The following is a 16,791-nucleotide window of genomic DNA, read 5'->3' on the forward strand; positions in this document are numbered from 1 at the left end:
CCGCGCCGTCAAAAGTCGAGAGGCGGCACGGCCTGAGGCCGCGCCTATTCCGCCTGCTGAAATCAGTCGAGAGCCTGCTGTTCGAGCGACGGCAGCACGAGCTTTGACCGGTCCGCGCCCGGACCCGGGTGCACGTGGACTTGCTTGGCGGCCAATGGCTCGTGGCACACCGAACAGGTCATCACCGGATCGAAATGGTGGCCGCAGGTCTTGTGCTGGTGAAGCACAGGCCGGCCGCGCTCGTCCGCCATGTGCACGTCCCCCCAGTGGACGATCGACATCATGATCGGATGCAAATCGAGACCCTTCTGGGTCAGAATGTATTCGTAACGCTTCGGGCGTTCCTGATAGGCGACCCGGCGCAGCACGCCCTGACGCACAAGTTTCTTGAGACGTTCGGCCAGCAAATGCCGCGTAATGCCGAGGCGCGACTGAAATTCATCGAACCGCCGGATCCGGCGAAAGCAATCGCGCAGGATGAGCAGTGTCCAGCGGTCGCCGATCACCGACACCGTGCGCGCCACCGAACAGGCCTCTTCGTCGAGAGTCTCCCATTTCATATCGCATCTCCGTGCCGTCATCTTCGGGCGATGCGCCCGGGTCAATGACCGTCATCAATTCCGATTTGGTATCCACTATACCTCGGGACGACCTAAGCGTGAAGCCATGTATTGTGCAGCGCGGCAGATGTCGCTTGCCCTGACCATCGTTGACAGTTCTATATTAGAACTATACTGGTCGAGACGAGAACACCGGGCGCCACGCGGGCCGGTGACGCAAAACCAATCAGTAAATGGGAGAGAACGATGCTGAGGAAAACAGCACTCAAGGCCACCGTGGCAGCTTTGTTGCTCGCCGGAGTGTCCGCGCCGGCAGCGGCAGGCGACGCGCCGGGCGTGACGGCGACCGAGATCAAGGTCGGAGCGGTGTTTCCCTTTAGCGGCCCGGCGTCTGCGCTGGGCGCTGTCGGCAAATCGCTGATCGCCTACGTCAATCTCATCAACGACAAGGGCGGCGTAAACGGCCGCAAGATCAACCTGATCGCGCTGGACGACTCCTACAGCCCGCCGAAAGCGGTCGAACATACCCGCAAGCTGGTCGAATCCGATGAAGTCGCCTTCGTGTTCTCGACGCTCGGCACGCCAAGCAATCTCGCCATATCGAAATATCTCGCCGCAAAGAAGGTTCCGCAGGCCTTCATCGTGACCGGCGCCACGCGGTTCACCGACTACAACGAGTACCCGATGATCACCACCGGGCTGCCGAGTTACGACACCGAGTCGCGCGCCTATGCGCGTTATCTCGCCAAGGAAATGCCCAACGCCAAAATCGCGATTCTTTATCAGAACGATGACCTGGGTAAGGACTTCATCGCAGGCTTCAAGTCCGAATTGAAGGAAGCCTTCGACAGCAAGGTGGTGACCAGCAGCTATGAAGTCAGCCAGCCCACCATCGATTCGCAGATCGTGTCCCTGAAGAGCACCGGCGCAACCGTGCTGCTGTTCGCCGGCACGCCGAAATTCGCGGCGCAGGCGATCCGCAAAACCCATGAATCCGGCTGGAAGCCGCTGCTCATCACCAACCTCATTGCAAGTTCGATCGCGTCGGTACTGACGCCGGCAGGACTCGATATTTCGACAGGCGTCGTGACCGCGACCTACCGCAAGGATGTGGACGATCCGAAATGGGCGAACGATGCGGGCGTCAAGCAGTACCGGTCCTTCATGGAGAAGTATATGCCGGGTGCGGATCTCGCCGAGAGCAACTATTTCACCGGCATGCATCAGGGCGTCGTACTCGAGGCGATGCTGAAGCAATGCGGCGACGATCTGTCGCGCGAGAACATCCTCAAGCAGACCCGCAACATCAAGGGGCTCGCGCTGCCGATGTCGCTGCCCGGTATCGTCGTCAATACCGGTCCTACCAACAACAAGATGTACACCCAGCTTCATCTCCAGCGATGGAATGGCAAGGCCTGGGATCTTTTCGGCCAACTACTTAACGACGACGCGAAGTGATAATCTAACCTTACGCGGCGGACCCAAAAGGTCTGCCGCGCTCCCGGTAACCGCAATCACCTCTGTTGACAGGAGACGGACCTTGGCCAAACGAAATGCGACCGTGGCAGTGATCGGCGCCGGCGACTATATCGGCGGCGAGATCGCAAAAAAATTCGCCTCCGAAGGCTTTACGGTGTTCGCGGGCCGCCGTAACGGCGACAAGCTCGCGCCGCTGGTCAAGGAGATCGAGGCGGCGGGCGGCGAAATCCACGGCCGCTCGCTCGATGCCCGCAAGGAAGACGAGATCGTTTCCTTCCTCGGCGACGCCGACAAGCATGCGCCGCTGGAAGTGTGCATTTTCAATATCGGCGCCAACGTCAACTTCCCGATTCTCGACACCACCGAGCGTGTCTTCCGCAAGGTCTGGGAGATGGCCTGCTATTCCGGCTTCCTGGCCGGGCGCGAGGCGGCGCGCCTGATGCTGCCGCGCGGCAAGGGCAACATCTTCTTCACCGGCGCCACCGCCAGCCTGCGCGGCGGGTCCGGTTATGTGGCCTTCGCCAGCGCAAAGTTCGGCCTGCGCGCCGTGGCACAGGCGACCGCGCGTGAACTCGGGCCGAAGAACATCCACGTCGCGCATCTGGTCATCGATTCCGGAGTCGATACCGAATGGGTGCGTCAGCGGCGTATCGAGGCCAATGGCCCCGATGCGCTCGATAATCCTGATCTCTTGATGCCGCCATCGTCGGTCGCGGAGTCCTACTGGCTGCTCTACCAGCAGCCGCGCAGCGCCTGGACGTTCGAGCTTGAGATCCGCCCGTTCGGCGAGAAGTGGTAGTCGCGCCGCGCATAACAGCCGGGCGCAACAACGGTTCAACCTTGCCTTGCGCCCGCACCATGGTTTGAGCAAGGATCGCGCGTCTCACCCTCGCCCGGGCGCGTCTGATCCGAAAACCGCTTCACGTTTTTCGGGATTGCCCCGGAACCCTGAAAGAAGTGGATTTGATGATGCGCATTCTGGTCATCGGCGCTGGCGCGACCGGCGGATATTTCGGCGGCAGATTGCTGCAGGCGGGACGCGACGTCACGTTTCTGGTGCGCGCAAAGCGCGCTGAACTGCTGGCGAAGAATGGCCTGATCATCAAAAGCCCGGTTGGCGACGTCACGCTGAAGAATCCGCCCACCCTTCTGGCGGACAAGATCACCGCACCGTTCGACGTCATCATTTTGAGCTGCAAGGCCTACGATCTCGACGACGCGATCACGTCGTTCGCGGCCGCCGTCGGTCCGGACACCGCAATCATTCCGTTCCTCAACGGCATGAAGCATCTTGAGGTGCTTGATGCGAAGTTCGGCATCGACCGCGTGATGGGCGGACAGTGCCAGGTCGCCTCGATGCTCGACGCCGAAGGCGTCATTCATCATCTCGCGCCGATGCATTCGATGTCGTTCGGCGAACGCGGCGCGCCCGAGGGGGATCGCGCCAAGCGGATCGAGGCGGCACTGCAGGGCGCGATGTTCGACGCCCGCGCCAGCGACGTCATCATGCAGGAGATGTACGAGAAGTGGGTGTTTCTCGCCACGCTGGCGGGAGCGACATCGCTGATGCGCGCGCCCGCCGGTCACATCACCGGCGCACCCGGCGGCGAGCAGTTCATTCGCGCGCTCCGCTCGGAGATCGCCTCAATCGCCGAAGCCGCCGGTCATGCGCCGCGGCCGGAATTCCTGGAGCGCACGGCAGGCCTGCTGTTCACGCCGGGATCGCCGCTCACCGCATCGATGCTGCGCGATATCCGCAGCAATGCGCGGATCGAGGCGGACCAGATCATCGGCGACCTGATCCATCGCGCCGAAACCAACAAGGCAGGCGCACTCAACGTGCCGCTACTGCGTATCGTCTACACGCATCTGAAAGCGTACGAAACGCAACTTGCGTAAGGCGGTCGCCTCGAAAGTATCCATGCATCAAAAAGGCCGGGTCAGACCCGGCCTTTTTTATTGCGATCATTTCAACGCGAGCGGCTTTTCCTCGTCGAGGAAATTCATCAGTTCGCGGAAGAACTGCATGCGGTTCTTTTCCATCATCACCGTGTGGGTACCTTCACTGATTTCGATAAACCGCCAGTAGGGCGCATTCTTCAGTTGCTTGACGTAATTCTGCGCGAGATAGCTCGGCAGGTCGGCATCCCATTCGGCATGCAGAACAATCGTCGGTACCGTGATCTTACCGGGATCGAACAGCGCCTTGCCGGCACCCCAGTAAAGCTGGGTATCCTCCACCACGCCGTTCGGCGCCCGCAGCATGCCGGGATTCTTGGTCGCCGAGTCCGGGTCGGTGGCCCAGGTCGCATTGGCCCATGCATCGAACACGCCGGGCGGAATGAGATCGGCCTTCTTGTTCTCCGGCACATCCTTCAGCCAACGCTCCTTGGCCGAATCTTTCGACACAAGGCGATACGCGCCAAGTTTCGGCCAGGTGGCCGGCGGCGGTTCGGTGCGAATCCACTGCGGCGCGTAGAGCACAAGGCGATTGACCTTGGCGTTGTTCTCGCTGGTGTAGAGACCCACGGTCGAGGTGCCCCACGACCAGCCCATCACGTTGATCTTGGAGACGCCGCGTTTTTTCAGGATGTAATCCACCGTGGTCCCGAAGTCCTTCGCGGCAACGCGTGTTTGGACGATCGGCTTATTGTCCCCCGGCGGCTGGCTCATTTCCGGCGGCCGGCTTGAGCGGCCATAGCCGCGAATATCCACCAGATAGACGTCGTAGCCGCGCGCAGCGATCAGATCCATCATCGACTTGCCTTCAATGGGCAGATCGAACGCGGTCTCAGAGGGATAGGTCGCGCCATGCACGTAAAGCAGGATCTTGTCGGCCGCGAATTTCTTCTGGTTCGCCGGATGCTTGTTGCGCACGAACAGCTGGATGCCCGCATCGCCCGTCGGAATCATGGTGTCCGACGTCTCGAGCCTGACGTCCTTTGCCTGTGCGCTCACACCGGTGAAAAGTGCACCGGCGGCAAGGCACGTCAAAGCGATCCAAGAAAACTTGCTGGTCATCGAATCCTCCCGCGGACTTTTATGTTTGAGTTTTTGATCGTCCCCAGGCAGTTCGTCCGCTCAGCCCGAGCGGTGCGATGGTAGGCAGATTCCATAGCGATGAGTAGGCGCACGAATGTCGGGGCTGGTCTTTGGATGTCGCGCGAACGATGCAGCGCAAAAACGACAAAGCCGCCTTGCGGCGGCTTGTCATTCGACAAACGATCCGAAGATCGCTGATCGGCCAAGAATTTCTGGAGCGGGCGAAGGGATTCGAACCCTCGACCCCGACCTTGGCAAGGTCGTGCTCTACCCCTGAGCTACACCCGCATCACAGAGAATTGGCGGGGCGCGAAGCGCGCCGCCGGGCAAACCTATGCCAAAAGCGGCCATGCAATGCAACAGGGTGAAACCTTTAATCTGCAGGCCCGGTTCCGGCTGTTTCGGGCCAAATCGATGTTTTCATGGGCCTTTGTCGCACATGACGGTCCTTGACCCGATTGAAAATCGCCCAAAAGACCTCCATCTGTGGTTTTGCGCGATTTTCGCCCCGACGGCCACCCGAGGTCGCACGAAAATCGCGCCTTCTTGCATATCGGCCATTTTTCCTGCGGCGGATCGAAGCTGCCGGAAAAGGCCCAAGCCATGCTAGAAGCGGCTCAACTCCACCAAATAACGCGGCAGGCGAGGATCACGTGACGATAGTCGAGCAAGGCACCGGACCCGCGGCAGCGACGCCGCCGGACCTGATCAAGGACACCACGACCCAAACCTTCGTGAAGGACGTTATCGAGGAATCGAAGCGCCAGCCGGTGCTGATCGACTTCTGGGCGCCGTGGTGCGGCCCCTGCAAGCAGCTCACGCCGGTCATCGAGAAAGCCGTCCGAGCAGCGAAGGGCAAGGTCAAGCTGGTCAAGATGAACATCGACGAGCATCCCGCCATTCCGGGACAGATGGGCATCCAGTCGATTCCCGCCGTCATCGCCTTCGTCAACGGCCAGCCGGCCGACGGCTTCATGGGCGCGGTACCCGAAAGCCAGGTTACCGCCTTCATCGACAAGCTGACCGCTGGCATGCCCGCGCCGGAAGACGATGTCGCCCTGATTTTGAATGAAGCCGAAGCCGCGATGGCGGCGGGCGATCCGGCAACCGCCGCGTCGATCTATGCCGAGGTGCTCGGCGTCGATGCCACCAATCTCGCCGCGCTCGCCGGGCTTGCGCGATGCTATGTCTCCGCCGGCGCGCTGGAGCAGGCCAAGCAGACGCTGGCGATGGTGCCGGAGTCCAAGCGCAGCGATGCCGCAATTTCCGCTGTGCAAACCATGCTCGATCTCGCGGAACAGGCGAAGGCCGTTGGCCCGGTGACCGAACTGGAGCAGAAGGTCGCCGCCAACCCGCTTGACCATCAGGCGCGCTTCGATCTTGCCGTCGCGCTCAACGCCAGCGGTAAACGCGCCGAGGCGGCCGGTCATCTGCTGGACATCGTCAAGCGCGACCGTAAATGGGACGACGACGGCGCGCGCAAGAAGCTCGTGCAGTTTTTCGAGGCGTGGGGACCGGACGACGATGCGACCGTGGACGGCCGCAAACGTCTGTCGACGATCCTTTTCTCCTGAAGCTCCTGACCGAGCTTCTTACGCCTGAGCTGAGGAAAGCGGATGCCGATCAACGCTGAATACCGTGGGCCCGCCGATCTGCCGAAAGTCATTCCGGTGTTTCCGTTGCCCGGAGCGTTGCTGCTGCCGCGCGGTCAGATGCCGCTCAATATTTTCGAGCCGCGCTATCTTCAGATGGTGGACGACGCATTTCGCGACGGACACCGCCTGATCGGAATGATCCAGCCCGACGTGACCCATTCCCAAAGCAACGAACGGCCGGCCCTGTTCAAGGTCGGCTGCGTCGGCCGCATTACCCAGCTCGCCGAATCCGGCGATGGCCGCTACATCCTCGAACTGACCGGCGTTGCGCGCTTCAGGATTCTCGAGGAGAAGACGGTGCTGACGCCGTACCGCCAGTGCCAGGTGGACTTCAGCGCGTTCCTTGACGATTTCATCGCGCGCAAGGGCGAGGAAGAAGTCGATCGCAAGGCGCTGCTGGAAGCGCTGACGCAGTTTCTCAAAGCCAACCAGCTCAAGGTGGATTGGGACGGCATCGAAAGCGCCCCCAATGAGGCGCTGGTCAATGCACTCGCGATGATGTCGCCCTATGGCCCGGCGGAAAAGCAGGCGCTGCTGGAAGCGCCGAACCTCAAGACCCGCGCGGAAATCCTGATCGCCGTCACCGAGATGGATCTCGCCAAGAAGCAGACATCCGGCGATCCGCCGCTGCAGTAACGAATGACGTCCGGGTTAGTATCCGGCGATCGCCAGCACGACCACCACGCTCAGCAGCATCCACCCAAAATGACGGCCGCGCTTGGCCCAGGCGTTGGCAGCGGCTGCGAAGGCAAACACCACGGCCATTGTGACAACGATCCAATGACGCGCCGTGTCAGAGCCCATCAACGGCGCCGTCAGCAACAGAACTCCTCCGCCGATCCACGCCACCGTGCCGGTCTGCCAGACGAGGCGCAGCAAGGTCCGCACGTGCGCGGGTTCGATGGTGATTCTGCTATTGCCCTGCGCGAATATTCTTGTTTCGCCCAGCGTGCCGTGGATCAACGCCACGACAATTGCGAGAGCTCCCGAGACTTGCAGCAACAGATCGCGCATCGGCGTTTCTCCCAACCATACAGTGCTGTATGGTTTATGCGCCCGGCGCTGGCGCCTGTCAATACAGTTGTGTATGGTGTCATTGACGGAGGAGTTCATCGGTGAAGAACAGCGCGAAACCCGACCAGCTATCCGCCGCCGACTGGCTCGATCAGGGCCTGAAAACGCTGACCGAAAGCGGGTTCACGGCGTTGAAGGCCGAGCCGCTGGCCAAGGCCATGGGCGTCTCACGCGGCAGCTTCTATTGGCATTTCGCGGATGTCGGCGCGTTCCATGCCGCCCTGCTGAAGCGCTGGCGGGAGGTCACGACCGAGCAGATCATCGCCAGTCTCGAACGCTCGCCGGAGGGGGAAATTCCTATGAATGTACTGCTGCGCCGGGCGTTCGGCGGCAGCAGGCTCACAGTGGACGTTGCGGTGCGCACCTGGGCCACGGTCGATCCGTCGGCTCGCGCGGCAGTGCAGGCCATCGACAAGCGGAGGCTGTCCTACATGGAGAGCCTGTTTGTGGCGCAGGGATATTCCCCCGCCGTGGCGCAGGCGCGCGCCCAGATTCTCTACTGGACTTTTCTTGGCTTCACGCTCTCCGACAAGTCTTTGCCAAAGCCACGGCAAGAGGAGATTCTCGCTGAATTGATCAGGATCGCCAACGCCCCGGCGTAACGGGCTACGACAACGAAACCGCGCGGTCAGTTGATCCGGACCGCCGCGGGTGTGATACAAAGAGCCAAGCCAAGACTGTGGAGCTGACCTATGACGACCTCGCCGAACGAACGACCCGAAATCGGTGTCGATCCGAAACTGCTGGAAATTCTGGTGTGCCCGCAGACCAAGGGTCCTCTGGAGTTCGACAGCGCGCGGCAGGAGTTGATCTCTCGCTCCGCCAAGCTCGCCTATCCGATCCGCGACGGCATCCCGATCATGCTGCCGGAGGAGGCGCGGCGGATCGATTAAGACCTGATCGCCATTCACCCTACTGGCGCGACGCCTCGACGCCGGACACAAACACCGGAGAGCCCGATGCGACCCTTCGCCCTCGACCGCTGGCACGACTTTATCAAATCTCATGATGAGAAGGCGTTGTGGGAGTTGCTGCATCCTGACGCCGTGTTCGAAAGTCCCGTCGTCCACACGCCGCAGCGCGGACGCGAGATCACATTCAAGTATCTGGCCAGCGCGGGAACAGTGCTTGGCGGCCCCGGCTTCAAATATCTCGGCGAATGGCGCAGCGACAACGGCGCGGTGCTGGAATTCGAGAACGAGGTCGAGGGCATCAAGATCAATGGCGTCGACATCATCACCTTCAGCGATGACGGGCGCCAGATCACGCATTTCAAGGTGATGGTCCGGCCGCTCAAGGCGATCAACCTGCTGCATCGCCTGATGGGCGAACAACTGGCGAAGCTTTCCGCCTGATCTTGTCAGGCGGAGTTCGCCGACCGATCCGCAACAGCGTCTTTAAAGCGCCTCGCCGCGCAGCAGCCGCGGCACTTCGCCGGACAAACCTGCTGCCTGACGAATGAACGCGCTTTTCAGCGGCGGCATGCGATCGACCAATCCCAGACCGATGTCGCGCACCGTGCGCAGCAGCGTCGACTTGTTCGAGAACAGCATGTTCAGCGAATTGGTCGCGACGCCCATCGCCACGGTGTCGAACCGCCGCCAGCGCTGGTAGCGCTCCAGCACATCGGCCTGCCCGGGATCGATGCCGAGCCGCGCAGCATCGACGATCACTTCCGCCAGCGCCGCCGCATCCTTCAGACCCATGTTGAGCCCCTGCCCCGCAATGGGATGAATCACATGCGCGGCGTCGCCGACCAGAGCCAGACGTTCCGCGATGAACGACCGCGCAACGAAATAGCCGAGCGGAAACGCGCGCGGCTTGTCGAGCGCTTTCACGTCGCCGAGGTGAAGCCCGAACCGTGTCTCCAGTTCGCTCTGAAACTCAGTGTCGGGCAGCTCGATGATCCGCGCGGCTTCGCGGCGGCTCTCAGTCCACACCAGCGATGACCGGCTGTTCTTGAGCGGCAGGATCGCGAACGGACCCGCAGGCAGAAAATGCTCTTCGGCACGGCCCTGATGATCGCGCTCGTGACCGACGGTGACGACGATGCCGGACTGATCGTAGTCCCAGCCGTGGGTCGCAATGCCGGCGCGCTCACGCAGCTTCGAGCGTGCGCCGTCGGCCGCCACCAGCAGACTCGCATCGATCGCGCGACCGTCGCTCAGCGTAACGCGTGTGCCTTCGGGATTCGATTCATAGGCAGAGACCGCAACCGCGTTGAGTTCGATGCCTTCGGATTCCGCGCGCGTCACCAGCGCGTTGATCAGGTGACGGTTCTCGACCATGTGCGCGAACGGCTCGCCGGGCTCGACCTCGCCGCCGAAGGTCAGAAAGATAGGGCGCGTCACGTCCTCAAGCCGCGAGTCGGTCACCACCATGTCGAGGATCGGCTGGGCGCTGTCGGCCACCTGATCCCAGACACCGACCACCTCAAACAACCGGCGGCAGGCCGCGACGATTGCCGACGCGCGCGGATCGCGGCTCGGCTTCACCGCAAAGGCGGGATCGGCAACGACGATGGGAATTTCAGGGCCGAGACCCTGTCGCAGCGCCAGCGCCAGTCCCAGACCGGCGAATGCGCCCCCTCCGATCACGATGCTTCGCTGTGACGACATAAGACCCGAACTTTCATAAGTGCATTTCGTTTCATGGCCGCTCTTGCCTCGGGCCCGGCCATGGGGGAAATATGCTCCGTGAATGGGCCCGAAAGATGAGCCTGTTTATCAGGGTTTGCGGGTGACCGGAAACCGCCCCTCGACCCTGACATACCGAAGATCGGAACATCGTGAATGTCGAAAAGCCTGATTGATCTGCTGTCGATCCTCGATATCGAACAGTTAGAGGTGAACATGTTCCGCGGCACCAGCCCCAAAACACGCTGGCAGCGGGTGTTCGGCGGGCAGGTGATCGGTCAGGCGATGGTGGCGGCGTGCCGCACCGTCGAGGGCCGCCTGCCGCATTCGCTGCATTGCTATTTCATCCTTCCCGGCGATCCGCAGATTCCGATCATCTACGAGGTCGAGCGGCTGCGCGACGGCAAGAGCTACGCGACGCGGCGCGTCACCGCGATCCAGCATGGCCAAGCGATCTTCTCGATCATGGTGTCGTTCCACGCCGAGGAAGAAGGCTCGTTCAACCATCAGGACAAGATGCCGGACGTTCCGCCGCCGGAGAAGCTCACTGCGGAAGAAGTGTCCAAGCAGCCAATCTTCAAGGAGATGCCGGACTTCATCCGGCGCTACTACGAATCCGACCGGCCGATCGAACTGCGCCCTGTCGAGCTTGGCCGTTACTTCGGTCAGAAAATCGACGACGGCCGCATCCATGTCTGGATTCGCACCGTCGCCAAACTGCCGGACGATCCGGCGCTGCACATGTGCGCGCTGGCTTACGCATCGGACTTCTCACTGCTCGATGCGGTAATGGCGCGTTACGGGCGCACCTTGTTCGATCAGCGCATGATGCCCGCGAGCCTCGATCATGCGATGTGGTTTCATCGTCCGTTCCGCGCCGATGAATGGCTGCTCTACGTGCAGGATTCACCGAGCGCACAGGGCGGCCGCGGTCTGACGCGCGGCATGATCTTCAAGCAGGATGGCACGCTGGTCGCGTCCGTCGCACAGGAAGGCTCGGTGCGGGAACGCAAGGAAAAGCCGAAGGCGTAGCCGGCGGCTTCAGACGACTGATCGCGCTGACGTCGGCTTACGACAAGCGTTCCGATGCGGAAAACTGCGACACGTACCAGCGGGTGTACCAGCCCATCACCCACGGAATCGGAATAATCAACACCGAACCGATGGAGAAGACCAGCGTTCGCCACAGCGTCTCCAGTCCGGTCGCGTTGAACGAAATGGCGCGCCGGGTGCCTGCGATGTTGCTGCACGTCCATCGCATCCAGGCTGTGAGAACCCACGCCCAGCCGATGATGGTGATGAACGACAGCGCCAGCAAAAGATACCAGCCGATATAGATCCACGGGCTGCCGTCGAAGCTGAGCTGAAGCGGCTGGCCCTCCGCCGTGATGTTCGCCACAACCCACCGCACCGTGAGCCACGACAAATACGCCTGAAGCGGAAACAGAAGGTAGCTCAGGTAAGGAATGTCAGTGACCCCGCCGACATATGTCAGCAGCGCCAGCCCGATGAAGACGTACCAGATGTCGAGGGGGTTGCCGGTGAAGCCAAGGTAGCCGCGTTGCGGCACATGGATGCGCGAGATGATCCAGCCGTAGAAACTCGCCGCAACCCAGGGCGCTGGAATGATCAGCAGGAATCCGATCAAGAAAACCAGCGCGCGGCCGAGCATTTCCCAGATGCTGATCTCGATCGAAAGCGATCCGCCTGACTGGTCCCCGTTGGCGGACGGTGCGGATGCGCCTGGCCGCGGAATCAAAGGCGGCGCGCGGCCGGGTGACAGCAGACCCGGGATATCTCCGGCATATTGCCAGTCCTGCATCCCATCGGCCCACACATAGGTGTCGGGCCGGATGTTTCCTCGCGTGATCAGGTCGCGAAATTCGTCCTCGGAGTATGGGCCTTCCTGCTTATCCCCGGCGGCAACAAACCAAGATCGGCCCGGCATGATAATTCCTTTTCTTTCGGAAAATGGAGTGCCGGACCGGCCGCAAGACTGTCTTGCAGCATCAGAGCAAATCGCAATCGGTCTCAGCCCCCGAGAGTGCCGATGCTACAAACTGACCCCGCGCTGCCGCAACGGTTTTCGAGCCAGCCTGCATATTTTTCTGCCCCTTTGCCCAAAAAGGTAGCGGATTTCCGCAGGCGCGCGTAAAGACTCCTGACGCTTCCGCACTGATTTAAGGATGAAGAGCGACCATGAAGCTTATCACCGCCATCATCAAGCCCTTCAAACTTGAAGAGGTTCGCCTGGCCCTGACCGCGATCGGGGTTCACGGCATGACCGTCACCGAGGTGAAGGGTTTCGGCCGCCAGAAGGGTCACACCGAAATTTATCGTGGCGCCGAATACATCGTGAATTTCCTGCCCAAGCTGCGGATCGAAATCGCAGTCGGGAGCGATCTCGCCGACCAGGCCGTCCAGGTCATCACCGCCGGAGCCCGCACCGGGCAGATCGGCGACGGCAAGGTTTTCGTCACGCCCATCGAGAATGCCGTCCGCATCCGAACCGGCGAGACCGACAACGACGCACTTTGATTTGCGAGCTTGATTTCCGAAAGCCGGTTTTCACGTTTCGGAACCCTGCTCAAACAAGAACTAAACGAGCGTTCGATTCAGACTCACTGAACCAAACTCTCGCACAGCATCACCAAGCGACTGCAACGGCGCATGCAAGACGCCGGAGATTATCGTAGCCGGGGGAAAATCCATGTTGAGATTGCCGCATGCCGCCGCGCGCCTCGCGACGGCTTTTCTGCTGACCAGCCTTGCATCCGTCACACCCGCCCTTGCTCAACCTGCAAAGATCGACGCCGCGGACACCGCGTGGATGATCACGGCGACCGCGCTCGTGCTGATGATGACGATCCCGGGTCTCGCGCTGTTCTATGCCGGCATGGTGCGCAAGAAGAACGTGCTGGCGACGATGGCGCAAAGCCTGATGGCAGTGGCGCTGATTTCAATTCTGTGGGTGATCTACGGCTACAGCCTGGTGTTCGTCGGCGACGGCGCCTGGCTCGGCACGCTGGAGCGTTTTCTGCTGTCCGGCATGACGATGGACGGCGTCAACGCCGCCGCCAAGACCATCCCCGAAGCGCTGTTCATCATCTATCAGATGACCTTCGCGGTGATCACCGTCGCGCTGGTCGCCGGAGCAGTCGCGGACCGGATGCGGTTTTCATCCTACGTGCTGTTCTGCATCGGCTGGTTCACGTTCGTGTACATCCCGCTGGCACACTGGGTGTGGGGCGGCGGCTTCCTGGCGCAAGCCGGCGTGCTGGATTTTGCCGGTGGCCTCGTTGTGCATCTCAGCGCCGGCACCGCCGGCCTCGTCGCCGCGGTCGTGATGGGCCGTCGCCGCGGCTACGGCACGGAAAATCTGTCGCCTTACAATCTGTCGCTTGCGGTGATCGGCACCGGAATGCTGTGGGTCGGCTGGTTCGGCTTCAACGGCGGCTCGGCCTTGCAGGCCAACTCGCGCGCGGTGATGGCGATCCTCACAACGCATCTGGCCGCCTGCGCCGGTGCGCTGACATGGTGCGCGATCGAGTGGATCACGCGGCGCAAGCCGTCGGTCCTCGGCATGATCTCGGGAGCCGTGGCCGGTCTCGGCACCATCACGCCCGCCTCCGGCTTCGTGGAGCCGTGGCATGGCATCGTGATCGGCGTCATCGCCGGCGCGATTTGTTTCTGGGCCTGCACCAGCCTCAAGCATCGCTTCAATTACGACGACACCCTCGACGTGTTCGGCATTCACGGTATCGGAGGGTTGCTCGGCACCCTGATGACCGGGATTTTCGCCACCGCCGCCATCGGCGGGACCGCCGGATTGATCGAAGGCAATCCCAAATTGCTGCTGACCCAGGCCTATGGCGTCGCGGTTGTGTTTGCCTGGACCGGCGGGGTGACCTTCATCCTGCTCAAGGTCGTCGACATGCTGGCGGGTCTGCGGGTCTCCCACGAGCATGAGGTCGAGGGGCTGGACATCACCCAGCACGGCGAAGCTCTCCAGTAAGCGCTCAATCGGTCAAGATCTGCCGCCCCTGCGGGGCGCAGATCTCTTTTGCTGCTCCGGTGAGCACGAATGTGTCGACAGTCTGACCTGCCTATGTTTTTGGCATTCCTGTCGCTCTTTTAGGCGTGGCCAAATCGCCTCTTTCCAGAGCACCCCCCTCGGGGCCGAAAACCCCCGGATTCATAAACCGTTAGCGATTTTGGCGGTGTTGGCACGGCATTTGATTCTATGGGACCCGGCTGTGCCCGTGGAGTGATCTGTCTTCGCGCGGTGACCCTCAGTCGAGATCGCCCGGTCCGTACGACCGGGCCCAAGCGGGGAAGAATCCATGAAAATTGTTATGGCCATCATCAAGCCATTCAAGCTGGAAGAGGTCCGCGATGCCCTGACCGCCATCGGCGTTCACGGTCTCACGGTGACGGAAGTGAAGGGCTACGGCCGCCAGAAGGGCCATACGGAAATCTACCGCGGCGCTGAGTACGCCGTGAGCTTCCTGCCCAAGATCAAGATCGAGGTCGCTGTCGCCTCGTCCCAAGTCGACAAAACCATCGAAGCGATCACCGGCGCTGCAAAGACCGGCCAGATCGGCGACGGCAAAATCTTCGTCATCAATCTCGACCATGCGGTGCGCATCCGCACGGGCGAAGCCGATGACGCGGCGCTTTGATTTCGCGCAAACCACATCTTATCAGGAGTACAAACAAATGACGTTCAAGCGTCCCACCAGCGCGGGATTGGCAGCTCTCGCAGTCGGCCTTTTCGCCACGACAGCGGCCTACGCAGCGCCGACCATCAACAAGGGCGATAACGCCTGGGTCATGACATCGGCGATTCTCGTGCTGCTGATGACCATTCCGGGCCTCGCGCTGTTCTACGGCGGCCTCGTCCGCTCCAAGAACATGCTCTCGGTGCTGGCTCAGGTTTTCTACACCGTCTGCATCGTCACCATTATCTGGGCAGTGTACGGCTACAGCCTCGCCTTCACCGGCGGCTCCGATTACATCGGCGGCTTCTCGAAAGCCTTCATGTCCGGCATCACTCTGGAATCTGCGGCGGCGACCTTTAGCGTCGATGTCAACATTTCCGAACTGGTGTATTTCTGCTTCCAGCTCACCTTCGCTGCGATCACCCCGGCGCTCATCGTCGGCGCTTTTGCGGAACGCACGAAGTTCGCGGCGGTCGCGCTGTTCGTCCCTCTCTGGGTGACGCTCATCTACTTCCCGATGGCGCACATGGTTTGGTACTGGGCCGGTCCGGATGCAATCACCGATGCAGCCAAGGCACTTGCGGCAGCGGCTGACGGTGCAGCAAAGACTGCGGCACAGGCGAAACTCGACGAGGTGATGGCTGACGGCGGCTTCATCTTCAAGAAGGGCGCACTCGACTTCGCAGGCGGCACGGTTGTGCACATCAACGCCGGCATCGCGGGTCTCGTCGGTGCTCTGCTGATCGGCAAGCGCACCGGCTACGGCAAGGAGCTGATGGCTCCGCACTCGCTGACCATGACCATGATCGGCGCTGCGCTTCTCTGGGTGGGCTGGTTCGGCTTCAACGCCGGATCGAACCTCGAAGCCTCGGGCGGCGCTGCGCTCGCCATGACCAACACCTTCGTTGCAACCGCAGCGGCGGCTCTGTCGTGGATGTTCGCGGAATGGATGATCAAGGGTCACCCCTCGCTGCTCGGCGCATTGTCCGGCGCAGTCGCGGGTCTCGTTGCGGTCACACCGGCGGCCGGTTTCTCCGGTCCGATGGGCGCGATCGTGCTCGGCCTCATCGTCGGCGTCGTCTGCCTGTTCTTCTGCACCGTGGTGAAGAACGCGCTCGGCTATGACGACTCGCTCGACGTGTTCGGCATCCACTGCGTCGGCGGCATCGTCGGCGCTCTGGGCACCGGCATCCTGGTCAACCCCGCCCTCGGCGGCACCGGCGTGATGGACTACGTCGCCGGCAAGGTCGGCGAGTACGACCTCGTGGCGCAGATGACATCCCAGTTCTGGGGCGTCGGCACCACGCTGCTGTTCTCGGGCATCGGTTCGGCGATCCTGTTCAAGGTCGTCGATGTGATCGTGGGTCTGCGTGTTCCGGTCGATGCGGAGCGCGAAGGCCTCGACATCACCGACCACACGGAGCGTGCGTACAATATGTAAGGACAACGGGTGGGGCACAAACCCGGCAATGCCCCGTCCGTCGAAGGGCCCCAGCGCAAGCTGGGGCCCTTACTTTTGCGCCGTCCAGAAAACAAAAACACCGTCCGCAACCTCAGCTAAACGCATCGAAAATCCGCCCGCGCAGCGATGGTTAATCGCGCCTTAACCTCGCCCCACCTATGG

General features: G+C 61.6%; 18 protein-coding genes and 1 tRNA gene. 13 read left to right on the forward strand and 6 right to left on the reverse strand.

The window, feature by feature from the left end:
* Positions 1-62 precede the first annotated feature (62 nt).
* The gene (locus YH63_RS07300; RefSeq protein ID WP_046828172.1) at positions 63-560 is read right to left on the reverse strand and encodes a winged helix-turn-helix transcriptional regulator; all 498 of its coding nucleotides are present in this window, start codon (positions 558-560) and stop codon (positions 63-65) included.
* A 246-nt stretch (positions 561-806) separates the two neighbouring features.
* Between YH63_RS07300 and YH63_RS07305 the strand changes: the two genes are divergently transcribed.
* The 3 genes from YH63_RS07305 to panE all read left to right on the forward strand — a co-directional run bounded on the left by YH63_RS07305 (position 807) and on the right by panE (position 3,938).
* Positions 807-2,018: an ABC transporter substrate-binding protein gene (locus YH63_RS07305; protein WP_046828171.1), complete on the forward strand. Its 1,212-nt coding sequence runs from the start codon at positions 807-809 to the stop codon at positions 2,016-2,018.
* Between the two features lie 82 nt (positions 2,019-2,100).
* Positions 2,101-2,838, forward strand: coding sequence for an SDR family oxidoreductase (locus YH63_RS07310; RefSeq protein ID WP_046828170.1), 738 nt, complete (start codon positions 2,101-2,103; stop codon positions 2,836-2,838).
* Positions 2,839-3,008: 170 nt separating this feature from the next.
* Positions 3,009-3,938 (forward strand): 2-dehydropantoate 2-reductase, encoded by a 930-nt coding sequence (panE, locus tag YH63_RS07315; protein ID WP_046829691.1) that lies wholly within the window; start codon positions 3,009-3,011, stop codon positions 3,936-3,938.
* Between the two features lie 66 nt (positions 3,939-4,004).
* On the opposite strand, the gene YH63_RS07320 is transcribed toward panE, so the two are convergent.
* Complete coding sequence (locus YH63_RS07320; protein ID WP_083992610.1) at positions 4,005-5,060, reverse strand: alpha/beta hydrolase; 1,056 nt, start codon at positions 5,058-5,060, stop codon at positions 4,005-4,007.
* Positions 5,061-5,294: 234 nt separating this feature from the next.
* Positions 5,295-5,369 (reverse strand) — tRNA-Gly (locus YH63_RS07325).
* Positions 5,370-5,734: 365 nt separating this feature from the next.
* Here YH63_RS07325 and trxA point away from each other — a divergent pair.
* On the forward strand, positions 5,735-6,655 hold the full coding sequence (gene trxA, locus YH63_RS07330; RefSeq protein ID WP_046828169.1) for a thioredoxin: 921 nt from the start codon (positions 5,735-5,737) through the stop codon (positions 6,653-6,655).
* Positions 6,656-6,697: 42 nt separating this feature from the next.
* A complete protein-coding gene (locus YH63_RS07335; protein ID WP_046828168.1) occupies positions 6,698-7,372 on the forward strand; it encodes an LON peptidase substrate-binding domain-containing protein in 675 nt (224 codons plus the stop codon).
* A gap of 15 nt (positions 7,373-7,387) precedes the next feature.
* Here YH63_RS07335 and YH63_RS07340 read toward each other — a convergent pair whose 3' ends face one another.
* Positions 7,388-7,750: a hypothetical protein gene (locus YH63_RS07340; RefSeq protein WP_046828167.1), complete on the reverse strand. Its 363-nt coding sequence runs from the start codon at positions 7,748-7,750 to the stop codon at positions 7,388-7,390.
* A 101-nt stretch (positions 7,751-7,851) separates the two neighbouring features.
* On the opposite strand from YH63_RS07340, the gene YH63_RS07345 reads away from it, so the two are divergent.
* From YH63_RS07345 to YH63_RS07355, 3 genes are all read left to right on the forward strand, one after another.
* Complete coding sequence (locus tag YH63_RS07345) at positions 7,852-8,412, forward strand: TetR/AcrR family transcriptional regulator (RefSeq protein WP_046828166.1); 561 nt, start codon at positions 7,852-7,854, stop codon at positions 8,410-8,412.
* Between the two features lie 90 nt (positions 8,413-8,502).
* The gene (locus YH63_RS07350; RefSeq protein ID WP_046828165.1) at positions 8,503-8,703 is read left to right on the forward strand and encodes a Trm112 family protein; all 201 of its coding nucleotides are present in this window, start codon (positions 8,503-8,505) and stop codon (positions 8,701-8,703) included.
* A gap of 66 nt (positions 8,704-8,769) precedes the next feature.
* A complete protein-coding gene (locus YH63_RS07355) occupies positions 8,770-9,165 on the forward strand; it encodes a nuclear transport factor 2 family protein (RefSeq protein ID WP_046828164.1) in 396 nt (131 codons plus the stop codon).
* 42 nt (positions 9,166-9,207) lie between these two features.
* Here the strand turns inward: YH63_RS07355 and YH63_RS07360 are convergent, their stop codons facing one another.
* Complete coding sequence (locus YH63_RS07360) at positions 9,208-10,428, reverse strand: ubiquinone biosynthesis hydroxylase (RefSeq protein WP_046828163.1); 1,221 nt, start codon at positions 10,426-10,428, stop codon at positions 9,208-9,210.
* Positions 10,429-10,602: 174 nt separating this feature from the next.
* Here YH63_RS07360 and tesB point away from each other — a divergent pair, with 174 nt between their 5' ends.
* On the forward strand, positions 10,603-11,478 hold the full coding sequence (tesB, locus tag YH63_RS07365) for an acyl-CoA thioesterase II (RefSeq protein ID WP_046828162.1): 876 nt from the start codon (positions 10,603-10,605) through the stop codon (positions 11,476-11,478).
* 37 nt (positions 11,479-11,515) lie between these two features.
* Here the strand turns inward: tesB and YH63_RS07370 are convergent, their stop codons facing one another.
* On the reverse strand, positions 11,516-12,394 hold the full coding sequence (locus YH63_RS07370; RefSeq protein WP_046828161.1) for a DUF4339 domain-containing protein: 879 nt from the start codon (positions 12,392-12,394) through the stop codon (positions 11,516-11,518).
* 251 nt (positions 12,395-12,645) lie between these two features.
* Between YH63_RS07370 and YH63_RS07375 the strand changes: the two genes are divergently transcribed.
* The 4 genes from YH63_RS07375 (at position 12,646) to YH63_RS07390 (ending at position 16,608) form a co-directional block, all read left to right on the forward strand.
* Entirely contained in the window at positions 12,646-12,984 is a 339-nt protein-coding gene (locus YH63_RS07375) for a P-II family nitrogen regulator (RefSeq protein WP_046828160.1), read from the forward strand.
* A gap of 172 nt (positions 12,985-13,156) precedes the next feature.
* Positions 13,157-14,461 (forward strand): ammonium transporter, encoded by a 1,305-nt coding sequence (locus YH63_RS07380; protein WP_046828159.1) that lies wholly within the window; start codon positions 13,157-13,159, stop codon positions 14,459-14,461.
* 328 nt (positions 14,462-14,789) lie between these two features.
* The gene (locus YH63_RS07385) at positions 14,790-15,128 is read left to right on the forward strand and encodes a P-II family nitrogen regulator (RefSeq protein ID WP_002713927.1); all 339 of its coding nucleotides are present in this window, start codon (positions 14,790-14,792) and stop codon (positions 15,126-15,128) included.
* A 37-nt stretch (positions 15,129-15,165) separates the two neighbouring features.
* Positions 15,166-16,608: an ammonium transporter gene (locus YH63_RS07390; RefSeq protein WP_046829689.1), complete on the forward strand. Its 1,443-nt coding sequence runs from the start codon at positions 15,166-15,168 to the stop codon at positions 16,606-16,608.
* The last annotated feature ends 183 nt before the right edge of the window (positions 16,609-16,791 follow it).

The organism is Afipia massiliensis, from assembly GCF_001006325.2.
GTDB lineage: Bacteria > Pseudomonadota > Alphaproteobacteria > Rhizobiales > Xanthobacteraceae > Afipia > Afipia massiliensis_A.